Genomic DNA, 23,289 nt, shown 5'->3' with positions numbered 1-23,289 from the left:
AAAAGTTATTTCTCTTTCGGGGTGGTGCTCAGGTGCGGCCAGGCGGCCAGCAGGTAGTGCAGCATGGACCACAGGGTCAGGGCCGCGGCGACGATCAGCAGCCCGTAGCCCAGCAGCACCCAGAAGGTGAACACCGGGGCGTTGGCCAGCAGGATCACCAGGGCCGCCATTTGCGCGGCGGTCTTCCACTTGCCCAGGTTGGACACGGCGACGTGGGCGCGGGCGCCCAGTTCGGCCATCCATTCGCGCAGCGCCGAGACCACGATCTCGCGGCCGATGATGATCACCGCCGGCAGCGTCAGCCACAGGTTGGCGTGCTCTTCCACCAGCAGCACCAGGGCCACCGCGACCATCAGCTTGTCCGCCACCGGGTCGAGGAAGGCGCCGAACGGCGTGCTCTGGCCCAGCTTGCGCGCCAGGTATCCATCCAGCCAGTCGGTCGCCGCGGCCAGGGCGAACACCGCGCTGGAGGCCAGGTGGCTGCCCGGGAACGGCATGTAGAACAGCAGGATGAAGATCGGGATGAGCAGGACGCGGAGCAGAGTGAGCAGGTTCGGAATATTCATCGGGACCACTGGCCGGTGAGTTGAGCCCGGCATTCTACTCGCTGTGCAGGGCAGCATAAATCTGCTCGGCCAGCTTTTTGCTGATGCCCGGGGCTTTGGCGATCTCCTCGATACTGGCCCGGCCCAGTTCCTGCAACCCACCGAAATGCTTGAGCAGCTCGCGGCGGCGCTTGGGCCCCACGCCCGCCACCTCTTCCAGGCTCGAGGTGCGCCGGGCCTTGCCGCGGCGCGCGCGGTGGCCGGTGATGGCGAAACGGTGCGACTCGTCGCGGATCTGCTGGATCAGGTGCAGCGCCGGGGAATTCCCCGGCAGGGTGAATTCGTGCTCGGCATCGTTGAGGTAGAGGGTTTCCAGGCCCGGCTTGCGCGTCACGCCCTTGGCCACGCCGAGCAGGATCAGCCCGCTCACCGCCAGCTCCTGGAGCACTTCCCGGGCCATGGCCAACTGGCCCTTGCCACCGTCCACCAGGAGGATGTCGGGCATCTTGCCCTCCCCCTCCTTCAGGCGGCTGAAGCGCCGCGTCAGGGCCTGGTGCATGGCGGCGTAGTCGTCGCCGGGGGTGATGCCCTCGATGTTGAAGCGGCGGTAGTCGGACTTCAGCGGGCCCTCGGGGCCGAACACCACGCAGGAGGCCACCGTGGCCTCGCCGCTGGAGTGGCTGATGTCGAAGCACTCCAGGCGTTGCGGCGGCTCGTCCAGGTCCAGCGCCTCGGCCAGGGACTCGAAGCGCGCGGCGACGTGCTGGCGGTTGGCCAGGCGCGCGGCCAGGGCCTGCTCGGCATTGGTGATTGCCAGTTGCTGCCAGCGCGCACGGGTGCCGCGCACCCGGTGGCTGATCTCCAGCTCGCGGCCACGGGCGCTGGCGATGGCCTCCACCAGCACCGGGAAGTCCTCGTGCACGGCGTTGACGATCAGCTCGGCCGGCAGCTCGCGCTCATGGTGGCTCAGGTAGTACTGGCCGAGGAAGGCCAGCAGCACCTCGCTCAGGTCTTCCTCGATGCCCACCTGGGGGAAGAAGTTCTTGCTGCCCAGCACCCGCCCGCCGCGCACGCTGATCAGGTGCACGCAGGCGCCGCCGGGGTTGACCATGGCGGCGATGACGTCGACGTCGCCGTTGCCGCCCTCCATGCTCTGCTGGTCCTGCACGCGGCGCAGGATGGCGACCTGGTCGCGCAGCTCGGCGGCGCGCTCGAAGTCCAGGCGCATCGCCGCCTGCTCCATGTCGCTGCTCAGCTCGTCGGCCAGCTGGTTGCTGCGGCCTTCGAGGAACATCACCGAGTGGCGCACGTCCACGGCATATTCCTCGGGCTCGACCAGGCCGACGCAGGGGCCCTTGCAGCGCTTGATCTGGTACTGCAGGCAGGGCCGGGTGCGGTTGCGGAAGTAGCTGTCCTCGCACTGCCGCACCAGGAAGGCCTTCTGCAGCAGGGCCAGGCTCTCGCGGATGGCGCCGGCGCTCGGGTAGGGCCCGAAGTAGCGGCCCTTGGCCTTCTTGGCGCCACGGTGCAGGGCCAGGCGCGGGTATTCGTCCTCGCTCGACAGGTAGACGTAGGGATAGGACTTGTCGTCGCGCAGGAGGATGTTGTACGGCGGCCGCCACTCCTTGATCAGCGTCTGCTCCAGCAGCAGCGCCTCGGTCTCGTTGGCGGTGATGGTGGTCTCGACCTGGGCGATGCGCGCCACCAGGGCGGCGGTCTTGGGCGCCAGGCCGGTCTTGCGGAAATAGCTGGCCAGGCGCTTCTTGAGGTTCTTCGCCTTGCCGACGTAGAGCAGCTTGGCGTCCGCATCGAACATGCGATAGACGCCGGGGCGGCCGCTGCAGGTGGCGAGGTAGGCCGCCGAATCGAACACCGCGCTCATCTAGTTGCTGGCATCCACCATGCCGTGGCGCACCGCCAGCAGCGCCAGCTCGACGTCGCTGGTGATGGAGAGCTTCTCGTAGATGCGGTAGCGGTAGGTGTTCACCGTCTTGGGCGACAGGCAGAGCTTGTCGGAGATGCTCTGCACCTTGTGGCAGTTGGCGATCATCAGGGCGATCTGGATCTCGCGCTCGGACAGCGAGTCGAACGGCGAGCCGCCCTTCTCCGGCTCGAAGGACTTCAGCGCCAGGCTCTGGGCGATCTGCGGGCTGATGTAGCGCTGCCCGGCGAAGACCTGGCGGATGGCCTGGACCATTTCCTCCAGGGCCGCGCCCTTGGTCAGGTAACCGGAGGCGCCGGCCTGCATGAGGCGCGTGGGGAACGGGTCTTCCTCGCAGACGGTCACGGCCAGGACGCGCACGTCCGGCTGGCTGCGCATCAGCTTGCGGGTGGCTTCGAGGCCGCCGATGCCGGGCATCTTCACGTCCATCAGGACGACGTCGGGCTTGAGCTCGCGGGCCAGCCGCAGGGCGTCCTCGCCGGACTCCGCCTGCCCCACCACCTGCAGGCCCTCGATGTCGGCCAGCATGCGGGTAATTCCGGTGCGCACCAGATCGTGGTCATCGACCACCAGCACCTTGATCACACAGCACCTCATGCATAAAGAGTGGAACCGGGCGCTGTGCGAGCGCCATCGAATCCGCGAACCTTAACAGAAAGCGATGCCCTGACCTAGCTTGGAACACAGCCGTCAAATTGCAAGCGCCAGCGAACCAGCGAACGCCCCCTGGGCGCCCGCGCCAAGCTCACCAGGCCGCCAGCGAGGCGTCAAGGGTGGGCATCACGGCCATTCTTTCGGCTGAGACCGACGGTCGCGGGCATGCGACGGCGCGAAGGCAGCGGGCCATGCATCGACGCCCGCCGATACCGCCGCGACACGACCGCCCGGGCCCCGCCCCGACGAACGTCCCCGCCGCGTTACCAAAAGTGCCCGCCACGCACCAGCATGACGCACGGCGCGGCCAGGAAGTTACCTTTCGATGCCCCACCGGCAGCCCGCCGCCCTCCCCCATTTCCCCTGAATTCCCGGCAGATCAAATACTTGCGCCTCGAACAACCATCCTGGCACGGCACCTGCTTGATTGCATGCATGGATAATTGGATACAGAAATCCAAAATGAGCGCCCCATGCGCCTGGTACCCAACTACGACCGCCAACCCGTAACCGCCGAGGAAGAGGCCTACAGCTACCTGCTGGACGCCATCTGCAAGGGCCAGTACCGCACCGGCGACCGCCTGATCGCCGAAGACATCGCCAACGACATCGGCATGAGCCGCATGCCGGTGCGCGAAGCCTTCCGCCGCCTGGCCGCCGAGGGCCTGGTGACGCTGCGGCCGAACCGCGGCGCCATCGTCAGCGGGCTGAACATCGAGGAGATGCGCGAAGTCTTCGAGATGCGCAGCGCCCTGGAAGGCCTGGCCATCCGCCTCGCCGTGCCGAAGCTGGGCGAACGCCAGCTGGCGCGCCTGGAACGCCTGCTGGACGAGATGGACGACTACCGCGACGACAGCGCCGAGTGGGTGAGCCGCCACCGCGTCTTCCACGAATACCTCTGCAGCCTGGCCGAGCGCCCGCGGCTGCTGCGGCAGATCAACGCGCTGTACTCGGTGATCGAGCCACACATGCGCCTGTGGCTGCAGCACGTCGACAAGCCGATGAGCGCCCGCGAGGAGCACGCGGTGATCCTCGACGCCCTGCGCAGCGGCGACGCCCGCGAAGCCGAGCGGGTGCTCTGCGAGCACATCGAGGGCACGGTGCCCTCGCTGCTGAAGTTCCTCGAAGCGACGGGCGCCTGAGACCCGGCCTTCGCCTGTCCCGTTGAACTGCCACGGCAACCCCACCCACTGGAGCTGAACATGTTCGTACGCAGGATTCCGCAGTGCCTTCTCGCCCTCTGCCTCACCGCCCCGCTGGCCCACGCCGACGCGGTGAAGATCCCCGACCGCCTGAAAACCGCCGACAAGGTGGTCTTCTGCGGCGGCATGGACTCCCCGCCCATGGGCTTCTACGACGCCTCGCAGAAGCTCACCGGGGTGACCGTCGACCTAGGCGAGGCCATCGCCAAGCGCCTGGGCGACAAGCGCATCGAATGGCGGGTGACACCCTTCTCCGGGCTGATCCCGGCGCTGCTGGCCAGGCAGTGCGACATGCTGGTGGACCAGCTGTTCGACAAGCCCGAGCGGCGCGAAGTGATCGACATGGTCAACTACATGTACTCCAGCCAGGCCGTGGTGGTCGCCAAGGGCAACCCCAAGGGCATCCATACCCTGGACGACCTGTCCGGGAAGAAGGTGGCGGTGCTCAACGGCTCGACCATCCGCACCCTGCTCGACGCCCATAACGAGAAGCTGAAGCAGGCCGGCAAGGCGCCGCTGAAGGTCATCGTCTACAACACCGACACCGACGCCTTCCAGGCCCTGCGCATCCAGCAGGCCGACGCCTACGGCACCACCGTGGAAACCGCCGGCTACTACCAGGGCATGGCCCCGGACCTGTTCGAGATCGGCGTGCCGGCCTTCGCCCGCATCCTCACCGGGCTGGGCATCCGCAAGGAAGACAAGCAGCTCAGCGAAGCGGTGCAGCAGATCATCAGGAACATGCAGGCCGACGGCAGCTACCAGGCGTTGCTCGCCAAGTGGCACATCGAAGGCGACAAGCTCGACTGAGCCGAGGTAAGCGACCATGAACTTCAGCTGGGACGTGTTCTGGCAATACCTGCTCAAGCCGAGCGACATCTACCTGTACGGGCTCTGGCTGACCTGCGTGATCGCCGTCAGCGCCATGCTCCTGGGCTGCGTGCTCGGGCTGCTGGCGGCGCTGATGCGGCTGTCGTCCAACCCGCTGCTGCAGTACCCGGTGCGCTTCTACGTGTGGCTGATGCGCGGCACCCCGCTGCTGGTGCAGATCGTCTTCCTCTACACGGCGCTGGCCGCGGGCGGGGTGTTCCGCTTCGAGGACCTGGACCTTGGGCTGTTCGTCCTGCCCGGCAACATCCAGGCGGCGATCATAGCCCTGGGCCTCAACGAGGGCGCCTACATGGCCGAGATCATCCGCGCCGGCATCGGCGCGGTGGACAAGGGCCAGTACGAGGCCGGGCGCTCGCTGGGCATGACCTTCGCCAAGCTGATGCGGCGCATCGTCCTGCCCCAGGCCTTCCGCGTCATCGTTCCGCCGCTGGGCAACGAGTTCAACGTGATGCTGAAGAACACCACCCTGGTCAGCGTGATCGGCGTGCAGGAACTGCTGCTGAGCACCCAGATGGTCACCTCGGCGACCTTCCGGGTGTTCGAGCTGTACCTGGTGGTGGCCATCTACTTCCTGCTGCTGACCACCCTCTGGGGCTTCTTCCAGCGCTGGCTGGAGAAGCGCTTCGGGCGGTCCGAGGGCCACGCCCCGGCGCCGAGCCGGATGTTCGGCCAGCAGGCCATGAAACTGCTGAGGGGGCGTTGAGATGATCCCGACCGCGAAAGACGTGGTGATCCAGGCCCGCGACGTGCACAAGGCCTTCGGCCCGCTGGAAATCCTCAAGGGCGTGTCGCTGGACGTGCACCGGGGCGAGGTGGTGGTGCTGATCGGCGCCTCCGGCTCGGGCAAGACCACCTTCATCCGCTGTATCAACCTGCTGGAGGACATCCAGGGCGGCAGCATCCGCGTCAACGGCGCGCTGATGGGCTACCGCGAGCGCGCCGACGGCAAGCTGGTGCGCGACTCGGAGAGCAACATCGCCCGCCGCCGCCGCGACATCGGCATGGTGTTCCAGCGCTTCAACCTGTTCCCGCACATGACCGTGCTGGAGAACATCATCGAGGCGCCGACCCAGGTGCTCGGCCTCCCCCGCGGCGAAGCCATCGAACTGGCCCGCCGGCTGCTCGCCCGGGTGCGCCTGGCGGACAAGGCCGAGCACTACCCGGCGCAGCTCTCAGGCGGCCAGCAGCAGCGCGTGGCCATCGCCCGCGCCCTGGCGATGAAGCCCCAGGCGATGCTGTTCGACGAACCCACCAGCGCGCTGGACCCGGAAACCGTGGGCGAGGTGCTGCAGGTGATGAAGGAGCTGGCCGAGGAAGGCATGACCATGGTGGTGGTCACCCACGAGATGGGCTTCGCCCGCGAAGTGGCCGACCGCGTGGTGGTGCTGCACCAGGGCGAGCTGATCGAAGAAGGCCCGCCGGCCCAGGTGTTCGGCAACCCCCACCACCCGCGCACGCGGGAATTCCTCAGCCGCGTACTCTGATTCAAGGACGCCCTCCATGCTGCGTTTCTCCGCCCACGAATACCCCTATGCCTCCCAGCGCCAGAGCGTCTTCGCCCGCAACGGCATGGTCGCCGCCTCGCAGCCGCTGGCCGCCGAGGCCGGCATCGCCATGCTGCGCGCCGGCGGCAACGCCATCGACGCTGCCATCGCCACCGCGGCGGCGCTGACGGTGGTCGAGCCCACCGGCTGCGCCATCGGCGGCGATGCCTTCGCCCTGGTCTGGGTCAAGGACAAGCTGCACGGCCTGGACGCCAGCGGCCATGCCCCGGCCTCGCTGAGCATCGACGCGGTGAAGGCCGCCGGCCACGCGAAGATGCCGGTGCACGGCTGGCTGCCGGTCACGGTGCCGGGCATTCCCTCGGCCTGGGCCGCGCTGTCCGAGCGCTTCGGCAAGCTGCCCTTCGCCGACCTGCTGCAACCGGCCATCGCCCTGGCCCGCGACGGCTTCCCGGTGTCGCCGGTGGTGGCCCACCAGTGGGAAATCGCCCGCCGCGAATACCAGGCCAGCCGCGAGCGCGAACCGGCCCTGGAAGCCTGGTTCACCACCTTCCTGGTCGACGGCGAGGCGCCGCGGGCCGGCCAGCTGTTCCGCAACCCGGCCCAGGCGCGGACCCTCGCCGAACTGGCCGAGACGAAGTGCGAAAGCTTCTACCGCGGCGCCATCGCCCGGCGCCTGGCCGCCCATGCCGCCGCCAGCGGCGGCCACCTGGGCGCGGCGGACCTGGCCGGCTACCGACCGAAGTGGGTCGAGCCGATCAAGACCAACTACCGCGGCTACGACGTCTGGGAAATCCCGCCCAGCGGCCAGGGCCTGATCGCCCTGATGACGCTGAACATCCTCCAGGGCTTCGACTTCGACCAGCGCGACAGCCAGCTCACCTGGCACCGCCAGCTGGAAGCGATGAAGAAGGCCTACGCCGACGGCCTGCACTACATCACCGACCCCGAGCACATGCGCGTGGCCTGCGCCGACCTGCTCGGCGCCGACTACGCCGCCCGCCGCCGCCAGGAGATCGGCGAGCGCGCGCAGCCACCGCGCCACGGCGACCCGCACGCCAGCGGCACGGTGTACATCGCCGCCGCCGACGGCGAAGGCAACATGGTCTCCTTCATCCAGAGCGCCTACCACGGCTTCGGCTCCGGCGTGGTGCTGCCGGACAGCGGCATCGCCCTGCAGAACCGCGGCTCGGAATTCAGCCTCGACCCCGACCACGCCAACGCCCTGGCCCCGGGCAAGCAGACCTTCCACACCATCATCCCCGGCTTCCTCAGCAAGGACGGCGTGGCGGTCGGCCCCTTCGGCGTGATGGGCGGCTACATGCAGCCGCAAGGCCATGTGCAGATGGTGATGAACCTGGTGGACTTCGGCCTCAACCCGCAAGCGGCGCTGGACGCCCCGCGCTGGCAATGGCTGGGCGGTATGAAGGTGGGCATCGAGCAGACCGCCCCGCGCGACCTGGCCTTCGCCCTCGCCCGCCGCGGCCACGAGGTGCAGGTGGCCTGCGACCTGACCGACTACGGCCGCGGCCAGATCATCGTCCGCGACCCCGTCACCGGTGTACTCTGCGGCGGCACCGAACCACGGGCGGATTCGCATATCGCGGTGTGCTGAGCCGCCCCGCTCCTACGGGGTGGGAAAGCCGTGTCTCACGGCAACTGCAGGAGCGGGCCCTGCCCGCGATTCGCGCGCAGGGCGCGCTCCTACAAAGGGGGCACGGTGCATGGGCAACCCGTAGGAGCGGATCTCATCCGCGAATCGCGCCGGAACGACCGGCTATCGCGGACGGAGTCCGCTCCTACAGGGTGATATCGCCCATCTTCCCCGTCGGCCCATCACCGCGTAGGGCGCATAACGCCTACGGCGTTATCCGCCGCCCCCAGGGCCCGCAACGGCTCAGGCCGCCAGGCACTGCTCCAGGCCGGCCTCCAGCCTTTCGCGCAGCCCGGCATCGGCGCTGGCGATGAACACCAGGCAGTTCTCCCCCTCCTGCGCCTGCGCCGCCAGGAACTGGCTGCGGCCGCCCACGTACTGCAGCCACAACGGCTGTTCGCGGCCGCGGACCTGGACGCGGCCCTTGAGGCGGAACAGGCCCTCCGGCAACTGCTCGAGCCAGGCGCGCAGGCGCTGCGGGTCGAGCTGTCCGGCGTGGCGCCAGGTCCAGCTGTCGAACAGCTCGCCGTGGTTCTGCCTGCCCACCGCCTGCAGGCGCTGCGGGCGTGCGTCCGGGCGTTCGCCGTAGAGCAGCTCGTCGGGAATCTGCGCCTGCACCGTCTGCAGCATCCGCCGCGGCTCGCCGAAGCGCTGGCGCAGGGCCTGCAGTTGTTCCGGCGTGGCGATGTCGGCCTTGTTCAGCAGCAGCAGGTCGGCCGCGGCCGCCTGGCGCCTTTCCAGTTGCGCGTATTCGCCTTCCAGCGGCTGGCTGCGGGCGGCGTCCACCAGGGTGACCAGCGCATCCAGGTGCATGTGCCTGCGCAGTTGCGGGTAGCCCAGGGCCTGGACGATCGGCTGCGGGTCGGCCACGCCGCTGCATTCGATGACGATGCGTTCCACCGGCGGCTGGACCTGGGCCAGGCGGCCGAGCTGGGCCAGCAGGTCGTCCTGCATGGTGCAGCACAGGCAGCCGTTCTGCAGGGCGTACACCGCGTCGCTCTGCTCGGCGATCATCTCGGCGTCCACGTTCAGCTCGCCGAAGTCGTTGACGATCAGCGCCAGGCGCTGCCCGGCGCATTGCCGCACCAGGCGGCGCAGCAGGGTGGTCTTGCCGGCGCCGAGGAAGCCGGCGACCACGGTCACCGGGATGCTCATCGGTCGTCCCCCATCACCTGCGGCACCTCGCCCTGCCATACCGCCTGCAGCGGGCCGTTGGCGAAGGTGCCCTGGCGGTCGTACACCGGGCGGCCCTCGACGAAGGTCTGCTCGACCTGGGTGCGGTGGATGTAGCCGCGCGGCGGCTGGGCGAAAAGGTCGCGGTCGAGGACGATGAAGTCCGCCGACTTGCCGGCCTCGATGCTCCCCGTCAGCGCCTCCAGGCCCATGGCGTGGGCGCCGTTGAGGGTCACCACCTTCAGCGCCTGCTCCAGGCCGATGGGCTCGCCGAAGCAGGCCGGGTCGTCGTTCCAGGGGTTCTGCCGGGTGACCATGGTCTCCAGGGCCAGCCAGGGGTCGATGGAGGCCACCGGCCAGTCGGTGCCCATCACCGCGATGCCGCCGGCGGCCAGCACGCCCTTGTAGTCGTAGATGCGCTTCAGCCGCTCGGCGCCGTAGCCGGAGCGCGCGCCGCTGGCGAAGGGCGTGGGGTACCAGGCCGCCGGGGAGAACTCGGCGATCACCTCCAGCTCGCGGAAGCGCCTGAGGTTGCCCGGGTGCAGGATAGTGCTGTGCGCGCACTGGTGGCGGATGCCGCTGAAGCCGTTGCGCCGGCGCGCCTCGGCCACGGCGTCGAGGAACACGTCGGAGGCGCCGTCGCCGGTGCAGTGGGCGATGACGCGGATGCCGCGGCGGTCCATGTCCACCACCATGTCGGTGATGTGCTCGGGGGTCAGGTTGAGCTTGCCGCGCCAGCTGTCCTCGCCCGGCCAGGGGCTGATGAGGAAGGACGAGCGCGGTTCCACGGTGCCGTCGAAGTGGAACTTCACCGCGTTGGCCGACAGCCGCGCACTGCGGTAGTAGTGGCGCTCGCCGCTGAGCAGTTCCCAGCGCCGGCGCACCGGGAAGATGTCGTCCTGCCAGCTGATGGCTGCTTCCACCCGCAGGGTCAGCTGGCCGGCGTCGTCCAGTTCCTTGAGCGCCTGCAGGCGGCGCTCGCAGACGTGCACGTACTTGCTGGCGGTCACGCCGCGGGCGCTCTGGAAATGCACGCCGTCGCGGTAGGCGCGGCGCAGCACCTCGATGGGCGTCGGCGGCATGGCGGCGTGGATCAGCGCGTAGGCGCCGTCGATCAGCAGGCCGTTGGGCTCGCCGGTCAGCTCGTCGCGCTCCAGGTAGCCGTTGCGCGGGTCGGGGGTGCTGGCGTCGATGCCGGCCAGCGCCAGGGCGCGGGAGTTGGCCATCATGGTCCCCCACATACGGTCGAGCAGCGCCACCGGGCGGTCCGGCAGCACGCTGTCGAGCCACTCGCGGCCCGGCTTCAGCCCGGCCTCGCGGAAGGTGTAGCGCACCCAGTACTGGCCGTAGACCCAGCCGTCGCCGGGGTGGCTGTCGGCGTAGGCGCGGATGGCCGCGGCCAGCTGCTCGGGGCTCGGGTCCTCGATGCCGACGTCGAGGTCGTCGGCGTAGCGTGGCGCCAGGGCCAGGTCCGGGTGGGTGTGCATGTCGTGCAGGCCGGGCATGCAGAAGGCCCCGCCGAGGTCGTGCTGCAGGGTCCGCGGCCCCACCAGGTGCTCCAGCGTCTCTGCGCGGCCGACGGCGAGGAAGCGGCCGTCGCGAATGGCCACGGCCTCGGCCCAGGGCTGCGCCGGGTCGAGGGTGTAGAAGCGGCCGTTGCGCAGCAGCAGGTCGGCGTGGCGGTTGGCAGGCGAATGGGACGAACGGAAAGTATCGGGCGCCGTCATCTCGGTGCTCCCTTGTTGTTTTGCGCCGAGTATAGGGAGCTGCCAGCGGCCGCGGACTAGCATAAGATGACAACTCGCTAGCCTCAGATAACAACAACATCCATGCCCGACCAGCAGTCCGAGATCGACTACGCCGCGCGCCAGCTATACCAGCGCTTCCTCGAGGAATGGCAGGCCCGCCCGCACCTGCCGCCCCTGGCGCCGCTGCTCGCCGGCCTGGGCGTGCCGGCCGCCGAGGCCGCCGCCGGCATGACCTTCGCCCGCTACTACCGCCTGCTGCGCCAGGCCGCCGGGCTGCTCGGCGCCAGCGACTTCTTCCTGCGCCTGGGCCAGCGCTACAACCTGTTCGACCTCGGGGTGATCGGCTACGCGCTGATCAGCGCGGCCAACCTGCGACGCTCCTGGGACATCTCCCTGGGCCAGCCCTCCAGCCTGCTGCCCCACCCCATCCACGTGGCCCGCGAGGAACACGGCGAGCACCTGGTGCTGGCCCTGCAGGCGCCGCCCTACAGCCCGATGGAAAGCCAGGCGCTGCTGGAGGAATGGTTCAGCAGCACCTGGCGCTGGCTGTGCCAGCGCCTGCCGGAGCTGGCCGAGTGCGACGGCATGCAGGTGCGCCTGCCGTTCGCCGCGCCGGCCCATGCCGCGCTCTATGACGAAATCTTCCCCGGCCGCGTGGAATTCGCCACCAGCCGCGCCGAACTGCGCATCCCCAGGGCCTTCCACGACCGCCCCTTCTCCACCTCCAACCCCTCGGTGCTGCGCCTGTGCCAGGCCCAGGGCGCGGCCACCCTGGCCAGTTTCGAGAGCGGCGAGGCGCTGCCCGACGACCTGCGCTTCTACCTGCTGCAGAACGCCCGCGTGCCGCTGCCGGACCTGGAGCAGGCCGCCGCACACTTCCGCCTGCCGCCGCACACCCTGCAGCGGCGCCTGCGCGCCCACGGCCTGACCTTCAAGGGCGTGGTCTACGAGGTGCGCATGGCCCTGGCCGAGCGCTACCTGCTGGCCAGCCACATGAGCCTGCAGGAGATCGCCTTCCTGCTCGGCTACGAGCACGTCACCAGCTTCCACCGTGCCTTCCTGCGCCATGCCGGGACCACCCCGGAAGGCTTCCGCCAGCGGCGCGCGCAAGCGCGCCAGGAGTGACTCCATGCGTTTCCCCTCGATGACCGCCCTGCGCGTGCTCGACGCCGTCGCCCGCCTGGGCAGCCTGTCCGCCGCGGCCAGCGAGCTGAGCCTCACCCGCAGCGCCGTGAGCCACCAGTTGCACAGCCTGGAGGACTGCCTGGGCACCGCGCTGATCGAGAAGGCCGGGCGCGGCATCGTGCTCACCTACCGCGGCGAATACTTCGCCCGCGAGACCCAGCGCGCCCTGGCCATCCTCAACGAGGCGCGGCGCTTCACCGACGCCCAGGAGATCGCCGGGCGCCTGTGCGTGAGCTGCACCCCGGGCTTCGCCACCTACTGGCTGTGCCACCAGATCGGCCAGTTCCAGCGCGCCCACCCGCAGGTGGAGCTGAACCTGGTGGCGCCGCGCATCCCCGACGACGTCAGCAACCGCGACGTCGACCTGTTCATCGCCTACGGCGTGGGCGACTGGCCGGACCTGCACGTGGAGCTGATCGCCACCCTCGACACCTTCCCGGTGTGCAGCCCCTCGCTGCTCAACGCCGCCGGCGGCCTGGACTCGCCCGAGGACCTGGCCAACCTGCCGCTGCTGCACATGGTCGACCACTCCGACTGGCTGCTGTGGGCCGCGGCCGCCGGGGTGCGCGACCTCAACGTGCGCAACGGCATCGTCTTCTCCGACGCGCACCTGGTGCAGTCGGCGGCCATCGCCGGCCAGGGCGTGGCCATGGGCGACGCCCTGGTCAGCGGCGACGCCATGGCCAAGGGGCAGCTGGTGCGGCTGTTCAACGTCTCCATCGAGCCGCCGAACCGCTACTACTTCGTCACCGACGCGGCCAAGACCGAACGCCCCGACGTGCAGGCCTTCAAGGCCTGGATGAAGGCCGAGCTGCGGCTGTCCGAGCAATTCCGCAAGGGCAGTCGCGGCGGCGTGATTGGCGAAGGAAACAGGTGAAGGAATTTGAACAATGACGGCGAAAAAACGCGATTGAAGCGAAGAGGGATTTGACAATACTGCGCAAAAGGGCTGCTGACCGAAGGGTCGGCAACCCGAGAAGAACAAGAAAAAACGAGGTAAATGCAGTGGAGCGACAGCCCCAACTTCGTGCCATCGACATCGGCAAGCGCTATGGCGATTTCCACGCACTGAACGATGTCTCCATCGACATTCGCCAGGGCGAGTTCCTCACCCTCCTCGGCCCCTCCGGCTCCGGCAAGACCACCTTCCTGATGATCCTCGCCGGCTTCCAGGACCCATCCAGCGGGCGCCTGGAGGCCCACGGCCAGGACATCACCCGGCGTCCGGCCGAGAAGCGCAACTTCGGCATGGTGTTCCAGGGCTACGCGCTGTTCCCGCACATGAGCATCGACGACAACGTCGCCTTCCCGCTGAAGATCCGCGGCGTGAAGGCCGAGGAACGCAACCGCCGGGTGCGCCGGATGCTGGAAGTGGTGGGCCTGGGCGAGCACCGCGGCAAGCGCCCCGGCGAGCTGTCCGGCGGCCAGCAGCAGCGCGTGGCCATCGCCCGCGCGCTGGTCTTCGAGCCCGACCTGCTGCTGCTCGACGAGCCCCTCTCGGCGCTGGACAAGAACCTGCGCGAGCAGCTGCAGGCGGAGCTGCAGCGCATCCACCGCCAGGTAGGCACCACCTTCGTCTTCGTCACCCACGACCAGAACGAAGCCCTCGCCCTGTCCACCCGCATCGCCATCTTCAACCGCGGCCGCGTGGCGCAGATCGACAGCCCGCAGACCATCTACAACCAGCCCGCCAACCGCTTCGTCGCCGAATTCCTCGGCAAGATGAACCTGTTCCCGCTGAGCCAGGTGGGCCGCGCCGGCGCCCTGGCCCGCGGGCGCTTCGGCGACGCCGAGCTGCACGCCGAACCCTCGGCCGCCCTGGACGCCGCCGCGCCGCTGCTGGCGGTGCGCCCGGAGCACATGCAGCTGCACAGCGCGCCGCCACTGGTGGAAGGCCACAACGTGGTGCAGGCGGTGCTGACCACCAAGACCTACCAGGGCGCCAGCACCGAGCTGGGCCTGGCCACCGCCGCCGAGGGCGCGCCGCCCATGAGCCTGGCGGTGCACGCCGAGCACCAGGCCGCGCGCCTGGACCAGGGCGCCCGCGTGTGGCTGAGCTGGCCCATCGAGAAGAGCCTGCTGCTCGCCTGATCGCCGGGGCGCCCGCGCGCGCCCTCCCCCTTTCGCCATCCCCTGCCTGGGAGCTGCACACATGTTCAACCCGCACCAGCAAGACTGCATCGAAGTCCTCATGGACAAGGCCCGTCGCGGCCAGGTCGACCGCCGCACCTTCCTCAAGGGCATGGGCCTGCTGGCCGCCCTGCCCCTGGCCCTGCGCAGCGGCGTCGGCTTCGCCGCCGGCGACAAGCCGCTGGTGGTGGTGAACTGGGGCGGCGACGCCATCAAGGCATTCGGCAAGGCCTGGACCGAGGGCTTCTCCAAGGCCACCGGCATCCCGGTGAAGATCGACGGCAGCGGCCCCACCGAAGGCGCCATCCGCACCCAGATGAGCAGCGGCCGGGTGAGCTGGGACGTGGTCGACGCGGAAAGCTCCATCCTGCAGAACCTGGGCAGGGAGAACCTGGTCGAGCCCATCGACTACAGCATCGTGTCGAAGGACAAGGTGCTGCCCGGCTTCGCCTACGAATACGGCATCGCCGACTACATGCTCAGCTACGTGATCGCCTACGACAGCGAGCGCTTCGGCGACAAGGCGCCGAAGACCTGGAAGGACTTCTGGGACATCGAGGCCTTCCCCGGCAAGCGCACCCTGTACAAGTGGATGAACGGCATGCTGGAAGCCGCGCTGCTGGCCGACGGCGTGCCGGCGAACCAGCTCTACCCGCTGGACGTGCCGCGGGCGCTGAAGAAGATCGACGAACTCAAGCCGCACATCCTGGCCTTCTGGGGCTCGGGCGCCGAGACCCAGCAGCTGCTGATCGAGGGCGAAGTGAGCATGGGCGCCATCTGGAACACCCGCGCCCAGGTGATCACCGAGGACAGCGAAGGGCGCATCAAGTGGACCTTCGACAACGCCCTGCTCGGTTGCAGCAACTGGGGCGTGCTCAAGGGCAACCCGGCGGGCAAGGACGCGGCCATGCGCTTCATCGCCTACGCCCAGGACCCGCAATCGCAGGTGGAGCTGTTCAAGCTGTTCGGCAACGGCCCGGCCAACCCCGCCGCCGCCTCGCTCATCCCGGCCGACCGCAGGCACCTGAACTGCACCGATCCGGACAACCTGCCACGGCAGATCATGCTCAGCCACGAGTGGTACACCGACCACTATGCGGTGGCCCTGGAGCAGTACCTGACCCACGTGTCCAAGTGAGATAAGCCAATGGCCGAGAACCCCTCGCGGCTGAAGCTGGCCTTCCTGCTGGCGCCGCTGCCGCTGGTGCTGCTGCTGTTCTACGTGCTGCCCTTCGCCGGGGTGGTGGGCTGGAGCTTCAGCCTGCCCACCCCGGGCATCGAGCAGTACCAGCGCATCGCCAGCGACCCGGCGATCCACGACGTGCTCTGGCGCACCTTCCGCCTGTGCACCACGGTGAGCGTGGTGTCGCTGCTGATCGCCTACCTGATGGCCTACTGCTGGGTGTACAGCTCGCCGTTCTGGCAGCGCATGGTGGAAATCTGCGTGTTCATCCCGTTCTGGCTGTCGGTGCTGGTGCGCGCCTTCGGCTGGCTGATCGCGCTGCGCAGCAACGGCCTGCTCAACGGCTGGCTGCAGGCGCTGGGGATCACCAGCGAGCCGCTGCAGCTGACGCGCAACGAACTGGGCGTGGTGATCGGCATGGTCCACTTCATGGTGCCCTTCGCGCTCTTCCCGCTGGTGTCCACCATGCGTCGCCTCGACCCGCGCGTGCTGCTGGCCGCGCGCGGCCTGGGCGCCGGGCAGCTGCGCACCTTCTGGAGCATCTTCGTGCCGCAGACGGTGCCGGGCATCCTCGGCGCCTTCATCATCGTCTTCGTGTTCTGCCTGGGCTTCTTCATCACCCCGGCGATCCTCGGCGGCGGGCAGACGGTGATGGTGGCCGAGTACGTCTACCTGCAGATGTTCCAGACCAGCAACTGGGGCCTGGGCGCGGCGCTCTCGGTGGTCCTCCTGGCCCTGGTGGCCGGGCTGATCTGGGCGCTGTTGCGCATGACCCGCGTCGATAAACTGGTGGGCTGACGAGATGAACGCACACGAAAGCAAGGCGCCAAGCCGCCTGCTCGCCGCGATGGCGATGATCTTCATGCTGTTCCCGCTGCTGGCGGTGATCCCGGTGTCCTTCACCGGCAAGCGCTTCCTCTCGATGCCCGACGGCAACTGGTCGCTGCGCCACTACAAGGCGCTGCTGGACAGCCCCGAGTGGCTCTCGGCGGTGGGCCAGAGCCTGGTGGTGGCCAGCGCCACCTGCGTGGTCGCCACCGCCCTGGCGGTGAGCTTCGCCCTGGGCATCTGGTACCTGCGCTCGCGCTGGGCGACCCTGCTGATCGGCCTGGTGCTGCTGCCCATGGCGATCCCACCGATGATCTCGGCGATGGTCCTGTACTTCATGGAAACCACCGTCAGCAAGTTCGCCCCGGGCCTGGGCTACGACACCCTGTTCGGCCTGACCATCGCCCACATCGTGATGGTGGTGCCCTACGGCGTGGTGACCATGCTGGTGGCGCTGAGCCAACTGGACCGGCGTATCGAACTGGCCGCGCGCAACCTCGGCGCCAGCCTGGCGCAGACCACCTTCCTGGTGGTGCTGCCGAACCTCAAGCTGGGCGTGGCCAGCACCGCGCTGCTGTGCTTCGCGCTGAGCTGGGAAGAGATCGCCGTGACCCTGTTCGTCACCAGCACCGAGGTCAACACCCTGCCGCGGCAGATCTGGTCCGGCCTGCGCGACAACATCGACCCGGCGGTGGCGGCCATCTCGGTGCTGCTGATCGCCCTAACCCTCATCGCCCTGCTCGGCCGCATGCTGGCCAGCCGCGCCGCCGCAAGACCGGCCGGGCACTGAGCAGCCAAGCCGGCGGCGTTGTCCGGGGGATTGTCGGCGCCCCGGACAGCGCCGCCGGCCTGGTTCACCTACAGGCACCACGGGGCCGCTTTTCGTAGGAGCGAGCTTGCTCGCGAAGGGGGCTTGCCGGTAGCTGCTGTGTTTGTGGTGGAGACCGTCCCCTCTCCCCAGCCCTCTCCCTGAAGGGAGAGGGGGCTTGTTCGTGCCGAGCGAAAGAATGGTTTCAGCCGGAAACCTTCAGTGCTACCGGCTAACTCCAGAACACCCAACTCTGCCCAACGGTCCCCTCTCCCTTCAGGGCGGGGCGCGCAGCCGAGGATTAGGGAGAGGGCGCTCTTCAGAGCACGCACCATGCCCAATTCGGAAACCCCTTCGCGAGCAAGCTCGCTCCTACGAGAAGCCGAGCCCGCCCGTATGGTAGGAGCAACTGTCTTGCAGGCTGCGCCGCCTCTTTCCAACCCGTAGGGCGCATAACGCCTACGGCGTTATCCGCCGCGGCCGTCAGGCACCGGCGTTCCGGCCAACGGCGGATAACCGCGAACGGTTATTCGCCCTACGGTCGAGCACGGACGTAGGAGCGGACCTTGTCCGCGATAGCCGGGAATTCCGGCGCGGTTCGCGGATGAGATCCGCTCCTACGCTGCGCCACTCACGCCATTCCCATGTAGGAGCGCGCCCTGCGCGCGAATCGCAGGCAGGGCCTGCTCCTACAGGTTTCCGTGAGGCACCTGTCCCACCGTAGGAGCGGACTCCGTCCGCGATCCCGCAGACATCTGGCAAGCACATCCAAGCACTTGGCAGACAGGCACAAGGCCAGCAGCGCCCGTGGCCTTAGCATCCCAGGCAGTTTCGTCCCCTGCCAACAATAACGATACGGATGCACGCCATGACCAGACCCACCGTCCTGCGCCCGACGCTGCTCGCCCTGCTGCTCGCCGGCGCGGGCCAGGCCAGCGCCTACTCGCTGTATTCCACCGACGATACCCACCTCAACGCCGACCTCACCGCGGTCTACGCGCTGTTCCACAGCCAGGAGAACTACGCGCAGAGCGGCACCAAGGACAAGGGCTCGTCCTCCTGGCAGGAAGGCTTCATCAAGTACGGCCTGAGCGGCGACCAGCGCCTGGGCGAGGCCGGCACGGCCTATGGCGCCTTCGCCCTGCTCAGCTCGGCGACCTGGGGCGACGGCGACGCCGCCGGCTTCACCGACGGCTCCGAGCGCACCACCAAGATCGAGGACGCCTACCTGGGCTGGCGCTCCGGCAAGCTGTTCCCGGTGCTGGGCGAGGACGGCATCGACCTGTCCTTCGGCCGCCAGAACATCGTGGTCGGCGACGGCTTCCTGATCAACGGCGACGCCCTCAACTTCGGCAACGGCCTGGCCGACGGCATGTTCGACCGCGGCGGCGCCTACTACCTGGCCGGCCGCCGCAGCTTCGACGAGACCGCGGTGCTGCGCATCGGCGGCAAGGAAGGCTGGCGCGGCGACATCATGCGCCTGAAGTCCGACAACCCGGCCCAGGCCAAGCCCGAGCTGTACGTCGGCACCCTGGAGCACGTCGACGAGGCCGGCACCCTGGGCCTGACCTACATCGACATCACCGACATCGACGAGCAGTACGCCTCCCCCGCCCAGCTCGACCGCAAGGACATGAAGACCTGGAGCGTGCGCGGCCAGGGCAACGCCGGCGTCGAGAACCTGTTCCTCTCCGGCGAGTACGCCTGGCAGGACAAGCGCCACGCCGACGACGAGAACGCCTGGTACCTGGAAGCCGGCTGGACCTTCGCCGACGTGCCCTGGAAGCCCTACCTCAGCTACCGCTTCAGCCGCTTCTCGGAAGGCTTCGACCCGCTGTTCTACGGCTTCAGCCGCGGCTTCGGCACCTGGTTCCAGGGCGAGGTGGCGGGCAACTACTCCGGCCCCTTCAACAGCAACACCCGGGTCCACAACATCGGCGCCAAGATCACCCCGTCGGAGAGCTTCGACGTCGGCCTGCAATGGTTCGACTTCCATACCCTGGACAACGACCTGGGCAACTTCAGCGGCCGCGAGCTGGACCTGTACGCCGACTGGATGGTCACCCCGAACCTGACCATCACCCCGCTGATCGGCCTGTACAAGCCGAAGAAGAGCACCGAGGACGGCGGCGTGCAGATCGGCAGCAACGACAGCAACCTGTACAGCCAGCTGATTTTCACCACCACCTTCTAAGCCACGCACCGCAAGCCCGCCCCGCGCCACCGCCGGCCCCCATCCCGGCCGTGGCGCGGCGGCGGGTTTCGCGGTTTTCATGGAGGCCTTTGCATGCGTAGCATCCTGTCCACCCTCCAGGGCCGCATCACCTGCCTGGCCGGCCTGTGCCTGCTGGGCGTCGCCGCCACCCTGATCGGCCTGTCGCTGTACCAGGCGCGCCAGGACAGCCAGGTGATCAAGGACGACAGCGGCAAGCTGTTCGCCGACGCCGCCCGCGCCAGCCTGCAGACCCAGGGCCAGGTGCAGGCCCTGCAGCTGCAACGCCAGCTGCAGGACAAGCTGCTGCTCGGCGAAGGCCTGTCGCGCACCCTGCTGGCGCTGCGCGAGCAGAACCGCCAGGGCAACCTCGGCGCCGAGGCACTGCGGCGCAAGCTGGTGGCGGAAATGGGCGGCACCCTGGGCGCGCACCCGGAGCTGCTCGGGCTCTTCGTGGTGTTCGGCGTCGACACCCTGGACGGCGCCGACGCCAGCTTCAAGGGCCGCGACGAGCTGGGCAGCAACGAGAACGGCCGCTTCACCCTCTACCTGCTGCGCAGCGGCGGCCAGCAGCAGAGCGTGGTCGGCACCGAGCAGGTGCTGGCCGACACCACCCCCGGCCCCAGCGGCCAGCCGTACAACGCCTTCTTCACCTGCCCGCGGGAGAGCCTGGCGCCCTGCGTGCTCGACCCCTATTTCGACGATGCCTCCGGGCAGCGCCGGCTGGTCACCAGCATCACCCTGCCGCTGCTGGAGAACGGCAAGTTCGTCGCCGCCGTGGGCTTCGACATCGACCTCGCCGCGCTGCAGCAGAGCAGCGTGGCCGGCAGCCGCCAGTTGTTCGACGGCCAGGGCCGCATCCGCATCCTCAGCCCCAACGGCCTGCTGGCCAGCGACAGCGCCAACGCCGCCGGCCTCGGCCAGCCGTTCAAGGACGCGGCGCTGTCCCAGGTGCTGGGCGACATGGCCCAGGGCCGCTCGCTGACCTACGACCAGGGCGCCGACGTTTCCGTGCTCAGCAGCCTGGCGCCGCTGCCCGGGGCCAAGCCCTGGGGCATCCTGCTCAGCGTGCCGCGCCAGGTGCTGCTGGCCCCGGCGCAGTCGCTGAAGAATACCCTGGACGCCCTGCGCGCCCGCAGCACCTGGCTGGAGGTCGGCCTGGGCGTGCTGGTGGCGCTGCTGGGCATGGGCGTCATCACCCTCACCGCGCGCGGCATCAGCCGGCCGATCCTCGGCCTGGCGCGCATGCTGGAAGACATCGCCGATGGCGAAGGCGACCTCACCCGCCGCCTGAACCACCCGCGCCACGACGAGCTGGGCCGCCTGGCCCTAGCCTTCAACCGCTTCCTCGACAAGCTCCAGCCGAGCATCGCCGCGGTGCAGGCGGCCAGCGGCGAGGCCCGCGCCGGCGCCGACCAGTCCGCCGCCATCGCCCGCCGGACCAGCGACGGCATCCAGCAGCAGTTCCGCGAGATCGACATGGTCGCCACCGCCCTGCAGGAGATGTCCGCCACCGCCAACGCCTCGGCCCAGAGCGCGGCCAGCGCCGCCCAGGCCGCCGGCGAGGCCGAGCGCGCCAGCCAGGACGGCTACGCCACCATCGCGGCCACCAGCGCCGGCATCGACGCCCTGGCCGGCGATATGAACCAGGCCATGGGCGAGCTGCAGAACCTGGCGCGCAGCAACGAGCAGATAGGCGCGATCCTGGAGGTGATCCAGAGCATCGCCGCGCAGACCAACCTGCTGGCCCTCAACGCCGCCATCGAGGCGGCGCGCGCCGGCGAATCCGGGCGCGGCTTCGCCGTGGTCGCCGACGAGGTGCGCGGCCTGGCGCGGCGCACCCAGGACTCGGTGGAGGAAATCCGCCAGGTGATCGAGAACCTGCAGGCGCGCAGCCTGTCGGTGGCCGACGCCATGCACGCCAGCTACCGCCAGGCCCAGGACAACGTCGAGCAGGCGCGCCAGGCCATAGACGCGCTGCAGCGCATCACCGGCGCGGTGAACCTGATCAGCGACATGAACCTGCAGATCGCCAGCGCCGCCGAGGAACAGAGCAGCGTGGCCGAGGAGATCGGCCGCAACATCGGCACCATCCGCGACGTCACCCAGGCCCTGTCGGACCAGGCCGAGCGCTCGGCGCACCTGAGCCAGCAGCTGAACCACAGCGCCGAGCAGCAGCACCGCCTGGTGCAGCAGTTCAAGGCCTGATCAGCGCGGGCGGTAGCCCTGGCTCAGCAGCCAGCCCTGGAAGATGCGCCGCTGCTCCGCCGGCAGCGCGGCCAGCACCCGGTCCTGCGGCTCGCTGCGCAGGCGCCGCAGCCAGGGCGCCAGCTCCAGGCCCTGCAGGTGCCAGATGCCCAGGGGCTGGTCGGGGCTGACCACCACCTCGGCCTCGTCCACCAGGCCGTCGCGCAGCACCGGGGCGCGCTCGATGCGCAGGGCGTCGAAGTCCGCCGGGGCATGGCTGGGCTGCGCGTCCGGCCAGGCGCGGCGGGCCTGCCAGAAGGGCTGGTCGGGCCATTGTTTTTCTTCGGCGTAGAAGTCGCGGCCGACGCGGGCAAAGCGCAGGAACAACTGCTCCACCCGGCGCTGGTGGAAGCGCCTGGCCAGGTCGCCGCGCGCCGGCGCGCGCAACAGCGTGTTGATGACCGCAGGGGCCTGCAGCGCCGAGGACAGCGACTGGAAGATGCCGTTGCCGGACAGCGGGTCCACCGCCATGGCCGCATCGCCCACGCGGATCCAGTCCTCGCCGCAGGCCTCCAGGCAGAGGATCGGCGTGCTGCTGCGGGCATGCAGCTCCAGGTCCTGCTCGGGGTGGCCGCCGAAGAATGCCTGGCTGAGTTCGGCGCGCTGGCGGCGTTCGCGGCAGTAGTCGAGTAGCTGCTCCTTGGGTGGCAGCGCGCTGCTGGCCACGTCCAGGGTCAGCTGCCAGTAGCAGCGCCCATCGGCCAGCCGCGCCATCCACGCCCAGCCATCGGCCAGGCTCTGCACCGCGCTGGCCACCGGCCCCGGCGCGCCCTGCCAGCGGCTGAGCAGGCTGAGGGTTTCCGGGCCGCGGCGGGCCTTGCCGGCCTTCTGGTTCAGCGGCGCCTGGCGGCCGCGGGCTTCGACGAGGAAGCCGGCCTGCAGCTGCCGGCCGCTTTCCAGGCGCACGTGGTGGCCCGTGGCGTCGGACTCCACGCTGAGCACACGGTCTTCCAGCACCTCGACGCCGGCGTCGCGCAGGTCCTGGCGCAAGCCCTGGTCGAACAGCGGGCGGTCGAGGATGAATTCGACGTTCTGGGCGCTCTCGGCGCCGTTCCAGTTCACCCGCCGTTGCGAGGGCGGCGCGGCGCAGGCCAGGGCGTGGTTGAGGCCGGCGTGGCGCAGGCCGTCGAGCACGCGTTGGGAGACGCCTTCGACGGCGGCGAAGCGGCGCCATTCGCTGATGACGGTGACGGGGTAGCCGAGGCGGCGCAGGCCGATGGCGGTGGCGGTTCCGGCGGGGCCGGCGCCGAGGATCAGGATTGGGGGCATGGGGATTTGAACCCTATCGCGGGCCTGGGCCTGTGGTGCCGATGATAAGCCCGCCCCCTCTCCCTAACCCTCTCCCTGAAGGGAGAGGGGACTGTAAGGAGCGGCGGCAAGGATTG

Annotated in this window: 19 protein-coding genes; 13 read left to right on the top strand and 6 right to left on the bottom strand. The window is 69.3% G+C overall.

Annotated elements, in window-relative coordinates:
• Positions 1-5 precede the first annotated feature (5 nt).
• The 3 genes from pgsA to uvrY are packed head-to-tail and all read right to left on the bottom strand — an operon-like array spanning position 6 to position 3,072.
• Positions 6-566 (bottom strand): CDP-diacylglycerol--glycerol-3-phosphate 3-phosphatidyltransferase, encoded by a 561-nt coding sequence (gene pgsA / locus PKO50_RS13170; protein ID WP_009619678.1) that lies wholly within the window; start codon positions 564-566, stop codon positions 6-8.
• 34 nt (positions 567-600) lie between these two features.
• Positions 601-2,427, bottom strand: coding sequence for an excinuclease ABC subunit UvrC (gene uvrC, locus PKO50_RS13165; RefSeq protein WP_275629958.1), 1,827 nt, complete (start codon positions 2,425-2,427; stop codon positions 601-603).
• Positions 2,428-3,072 (bottom strand): UvrY/SirA/GacA family response regulator transcription factor, encoded by a 645-nt coding sequence (gene uvrY, locus PKO50_RS13160; protein WP_009619673.1) that lies wholly within the window; start codon positions 3,070-3,072, stop codon positions 2,428-2,430.
• A gap of 542 nt (positions 3,073-3,614) precedes the next feature.
• On the opposite strand from uvrY, the gene PKO50_RS13155 reads away from it, so the two are divergent.
• Genes PKO50_RS13155 through PKO50_RS13135 form a run of 5 tightly spaced genes read left to right on the top strand, consistent with a single transcriptional unit; the run spans position 3,615 to position 8,351 of the window.
• Complete coding sequence (locus PKO50_RS13155) at positions 3,615-4,283, top strand: GntR family transcriptional regulator (protein ID WP_109933845.1); 669 nt, start codon at positions 3,615-3,617, stop codon at positions 4,281-4,283.
• 60 nt (positions 4,284-4,343) lie between these two features.
• Positions 4,344-5,153: an ABC transporter substrate-binding protein gene (locus PKO50_RS13150; RefSeq protein ID WP_275629957.1), complete on the top strand. Its 810-nt coding sequence runs from the start codon at positions 4,344-4,346 to the stop codon at positions 5,151-5,153.
• A 16-nt stretch (positions 5,154-5,169) separates the two neighbouring features.
• On the top strand, positions 5,170-5,937 hold the full coding sequence (locus tag PKO50_RS13145) for an amino acid ABC transporter permease (RefSeq protein ID WP_275629956.1): 768 nt from the start codon (positions 5,170-5,172) through the stop codon (positions 5,935-5,937).
• A gap of 1 nt (position 5,938) precedes the next feature.
• The gene (locus PKO50_RS13140) at positions 5,939-6,718 is read left to right on the top strand and encodes an amino acid ABC transporter ATP-binding protein (protein WP_275629955.1); all 780 of its coding nucleotides are present in this window, start codon (positions 5,939-5,941) and stop codon (positions 6,716-6,718) included.
• Between the two features lie 16 nt (positions 6,719-6,734).
• Positions 6,735-8,351, top strand: a complete 1,617-nt coding sequence (locus PKO50_RS13135) for a gamma-glutamyltransferase family protein (RefSeq protein ID WP_275629954.1) — start codon at positions 6,735-6,737, stop codon at positions 8,349-8,351.
• Positions 8,352-8,633: 282 nt separating this feature from the next.
• Here the strand turns inward: PKO50_RS13135 and PKO50_RS13130 are convergent, their stop codons facing one another.
• Positions 8,634-9,545, bottom strand: a complete 912-nt coding sequence (locus PKO50_RS13130) for a GTP-binding protein (protein WP_275629953.1) — start codon at positions 9,543-9,545, stop codon at positions 8,634-8,636.
• Entirely contained in the window at positions 9,542-11,290 is a 1,749-nt protein-coding gene (locus tag PKO50_RS13125; RefSeq protein ID WP_275629952.1) for an amidohydrolase, read from the bottom strand. Before PKO50_RS13125 ends, PKO50_RS13130 begins: the two co-directional genes overlap by 4 nt.
• 102 nt (positions 11,291-11,392) lie before the next feature.
• Between PKO50_RS13125 and PKO50_RS13120 the strand changes: the two genes are divergently transcribed.
• From PKO50_RS13120 to PKO50_RS13085, 8 genes are all read left to right on the top strand, one after another.
• On the top strand, positions 11,393-12,436 hold the full coding sequence (locus PKO50_RS13120) for an AraC family transcriptional regulator (RefSeq protein ID WP_275629951.1): 1,044 nt from the start codon (positions 11,393-11,395) through the stop codon (positions 12,434-12,436).
• A gap of 4 nt (positions 12,437-12,440) precedes the next feature.
• Positions 12,441-13,373 (top strand): LysR substrate-binding domain-containing protein, encoded by a 933-nt coding sequence (locus PKO50_RS13115; RefSeq protein ID WP_089391398.1) that lies wholly within the window; start codon positions 12,441-12,443, stop codon positions 13,371-13,373.
• A gap of 128 nt (positions 13,374-13,501) precedes the next feature.
• The gene (locus PKO50_RS13110; protein WP_275629950.1) at positions 13,502-14,587 is read left to right on the top strand and encodes an ABC transporter ATP-binding protein; all 1,086 of its coding nucleotides are present in this window, start codon (positions 13,502-13,504) and stop codon (positions 14,585-14,587) included.
• A 61-nt stretch (positions 14,588-14,648) separates the two neighbouring features.
• Positions 14,649-15,764 carry an ABC transporter substrate-binding protein gene (locus tag PKO50_RS13105; protein ID WP_275629949.1) on the top strand — a complete coding sequence of 372 codons (1,116 nt, stop codon included), beginning with the start codon at positions 14,649-14,651 and terminating at the stop codon, positions 15,762-15,764.
• Positions 15,765-15,773: 9 nt separating this feature from the next.
• On the top strand, positions 15,774-16,607 hold the full coding sequence (locus tag PKO50_RS13100) for an ABC transporter permease (RefSeq protein ID WP_275629948.1): 834 nt from the start codon (positions 15,774-15,776) through the stop codon (positions 16,605-16,607).
• Positions 16,608-16,611: 4 nt separating this feature from the next.
• Positions 16,612-17,427, top strand: coding sequence for an ABC transporter permease (locus PKO50_RS13095; protein ID WP_109933835.1), 816 nt, complete (start codon positions 16,612-16,614; stop codon positions 17,425-17,427).
• 886 nt (positions 17,428-18,313) lie between these two features.
• Entirely contained in the window at positions 18,314-19,639 is a 1,326-nt protein-coding gene (locus PKO50_RS13090; protein ID WP_109932472.1) for a hypothetical protein, read from the top strand.
• A gap of 93 nt (positions 19,640-19,732) precedes the next feature.
• On the top strand, positions 19,733-21,865 hold the full coding sequence (locus PKO50_RS13085) for a methyl-accepting chemotaxis protein (protein ID WP_275629947.1): 2,133 nt from the start codon (positions 19,733-19,735) through the stop codon (positions 21,863-21,865).
• Here PKO50_RS13085 and PKO50_RS13080 read toward each other — a convergent pair whose 3' ends face one another.
• Positions 21,866-23,173: a tryptophan 7-halogenase gene (locus tag PKO50_RS13080; RefSeq protein ID WP_275629946.1), complete on the bottom strand. Its 1,308-nt coding sequence runs from the start codon at positions 23,171-23,173 to the stop codon at positions 21,866-21,868. It abuts the gene before it with no gap.
• Between the last annotated feature and the right edge of the window lie 116 nt (positions 23,174-23,289).

The sequence above is a fragment of the Pseudomonas sp. 273 genome (genome assembly GCF_029201425.1).
In the GTDB taxonomy this organism is placed as follows: domain Bacteria; phylum Pseudomonadota; class Gammaproteobacteria; order Pseudomonadales; family Pseudomonadaceae; genus Pseudomonas; species Pseudomonas delhiensis.
Note: the sequence above shows the minus strand (reverse complement) of the source record. Positions and strands in the feature narration are given on the sequence as shown.

Bases quoted from the DNA above. Each gene is read 5' to 3' on its own strand.
- pgsA (WP_009619678.1), bottom strand. From the start codon at position 566: ATGAATATTCCGAACCTGCTCACTCTGCTCCGCGTCCTGCTCATCCCG.
- uvrC (WP_275629958.1), bottom strand. From the start codon at position 2,427: ATGAGCGCGGTGTTCGATTCGGCGGCCTACCTCGCCACCTGCAGCGGC.
- PKO50_RS13155 (WP_109933845.1), top strand. From the start codon at position 3,615: ATGCGCCTGGTACCCAACTACGACCGCCAACCCGTAACCGCCGAGGAA.
- PKO50_RS13150 (WP_275629957.1), top strand. From the start codon at position 4,344: ATGTTCGTACGCAGGATTCCGCAGTGCCTTCTCGCCCTCTGCCTCACC.
- PKO50_RS13145 (WP_275629956.1), top strand. From the start codon at position 5,170: ATGAACTTCAGCTGGGACGTGTTCTGGCAATACCTGCTCAAGCCGAGC.
- PKO50_RS13140 (WP_275629955.1), top strand. From the start codon at position 5,939: ATGATCCCGACCGCGAAAGACGTGGTGATCCAGGCCCGCGACGTGCAC.
- PKO50_RS13135 (WP_275629954.1), top strand. From the start codon at position 6,735: ATGCTGCGTTTCTCCGCCCACGAATACCCCTATGCCTCCCAGCGCCAG.
- PKO50_RS13130 (WP_275629953.1), bottom strand. From the start codon at position 9,545: ATGAGCATCCCGGTGACCGTGGTCGCCGGCTTCCTCGGCGCCGGCAAG.
- PKO50_RS13125 (WP_275629952.1), bottom strand. From the start codon at position 11,290: ATGACGGCGCCCGATACTTTCCGTTCGTCCCATTCGCCTGCCAACCGC.
- PKO50_RS13120 (WP_275629951.1), top strand. From the start codon at position 11,393: ATGCCCGACCAGCAGTCCGAGATCGACTACGCCGCGCGCCAGCTATAC.
- PKO50_RS13115 (WP_089391398.1), top strand. From the start codon at position 12,441: ATGCGTTTCCCCTCGATGACCGCCCTGCGCGTGCTCGACGCCGTCGCC.
- PKO50_RS13105 (WP_275629949.1), top strand. From the start codon at position 14,649: ATGTTCAACCCGCACCAGCAAGACTGCATCGAAGTCCTCATGGACAAG.
- PKO50_RS13100 (WP_275629948.1), top strand. From the start codon at position 15,774: ATGGCCGAGAACCCCTCGCGGCTGAAGCTGGCCTTCCTGCTGGCGCCG.
- PKO50_RS13095 (WP_109933835.1), top strand. From the start codon at position 16,612: ATGAACGCACACGAAAGCAAGGCGCCAAGCCGCCTGCTCGCCGCGATG.
- PKO50_RS13090 (WP_109932472.1), top strand. From the start codon at position 18,314: ATGACCAGACCCACCGTCCTGCGCCCGACGCTGCTCGCCCTGCTGCTC.
- PKO50_RS13085 (WP_275629947.1), top strand. From the start codon at position 19,733: ATGCGTAGCATCCTGTCCACCCTCCAGGGCCGCATCACCTGCCTGGCC.
- PKO50_RS13080 (WP_275629946.1), bottom strand. From the start codon at position 23,173: ATGCCCCCAATCCTGATCCTCGGCGCCGGCCCCGCCGGAACCGCCACC.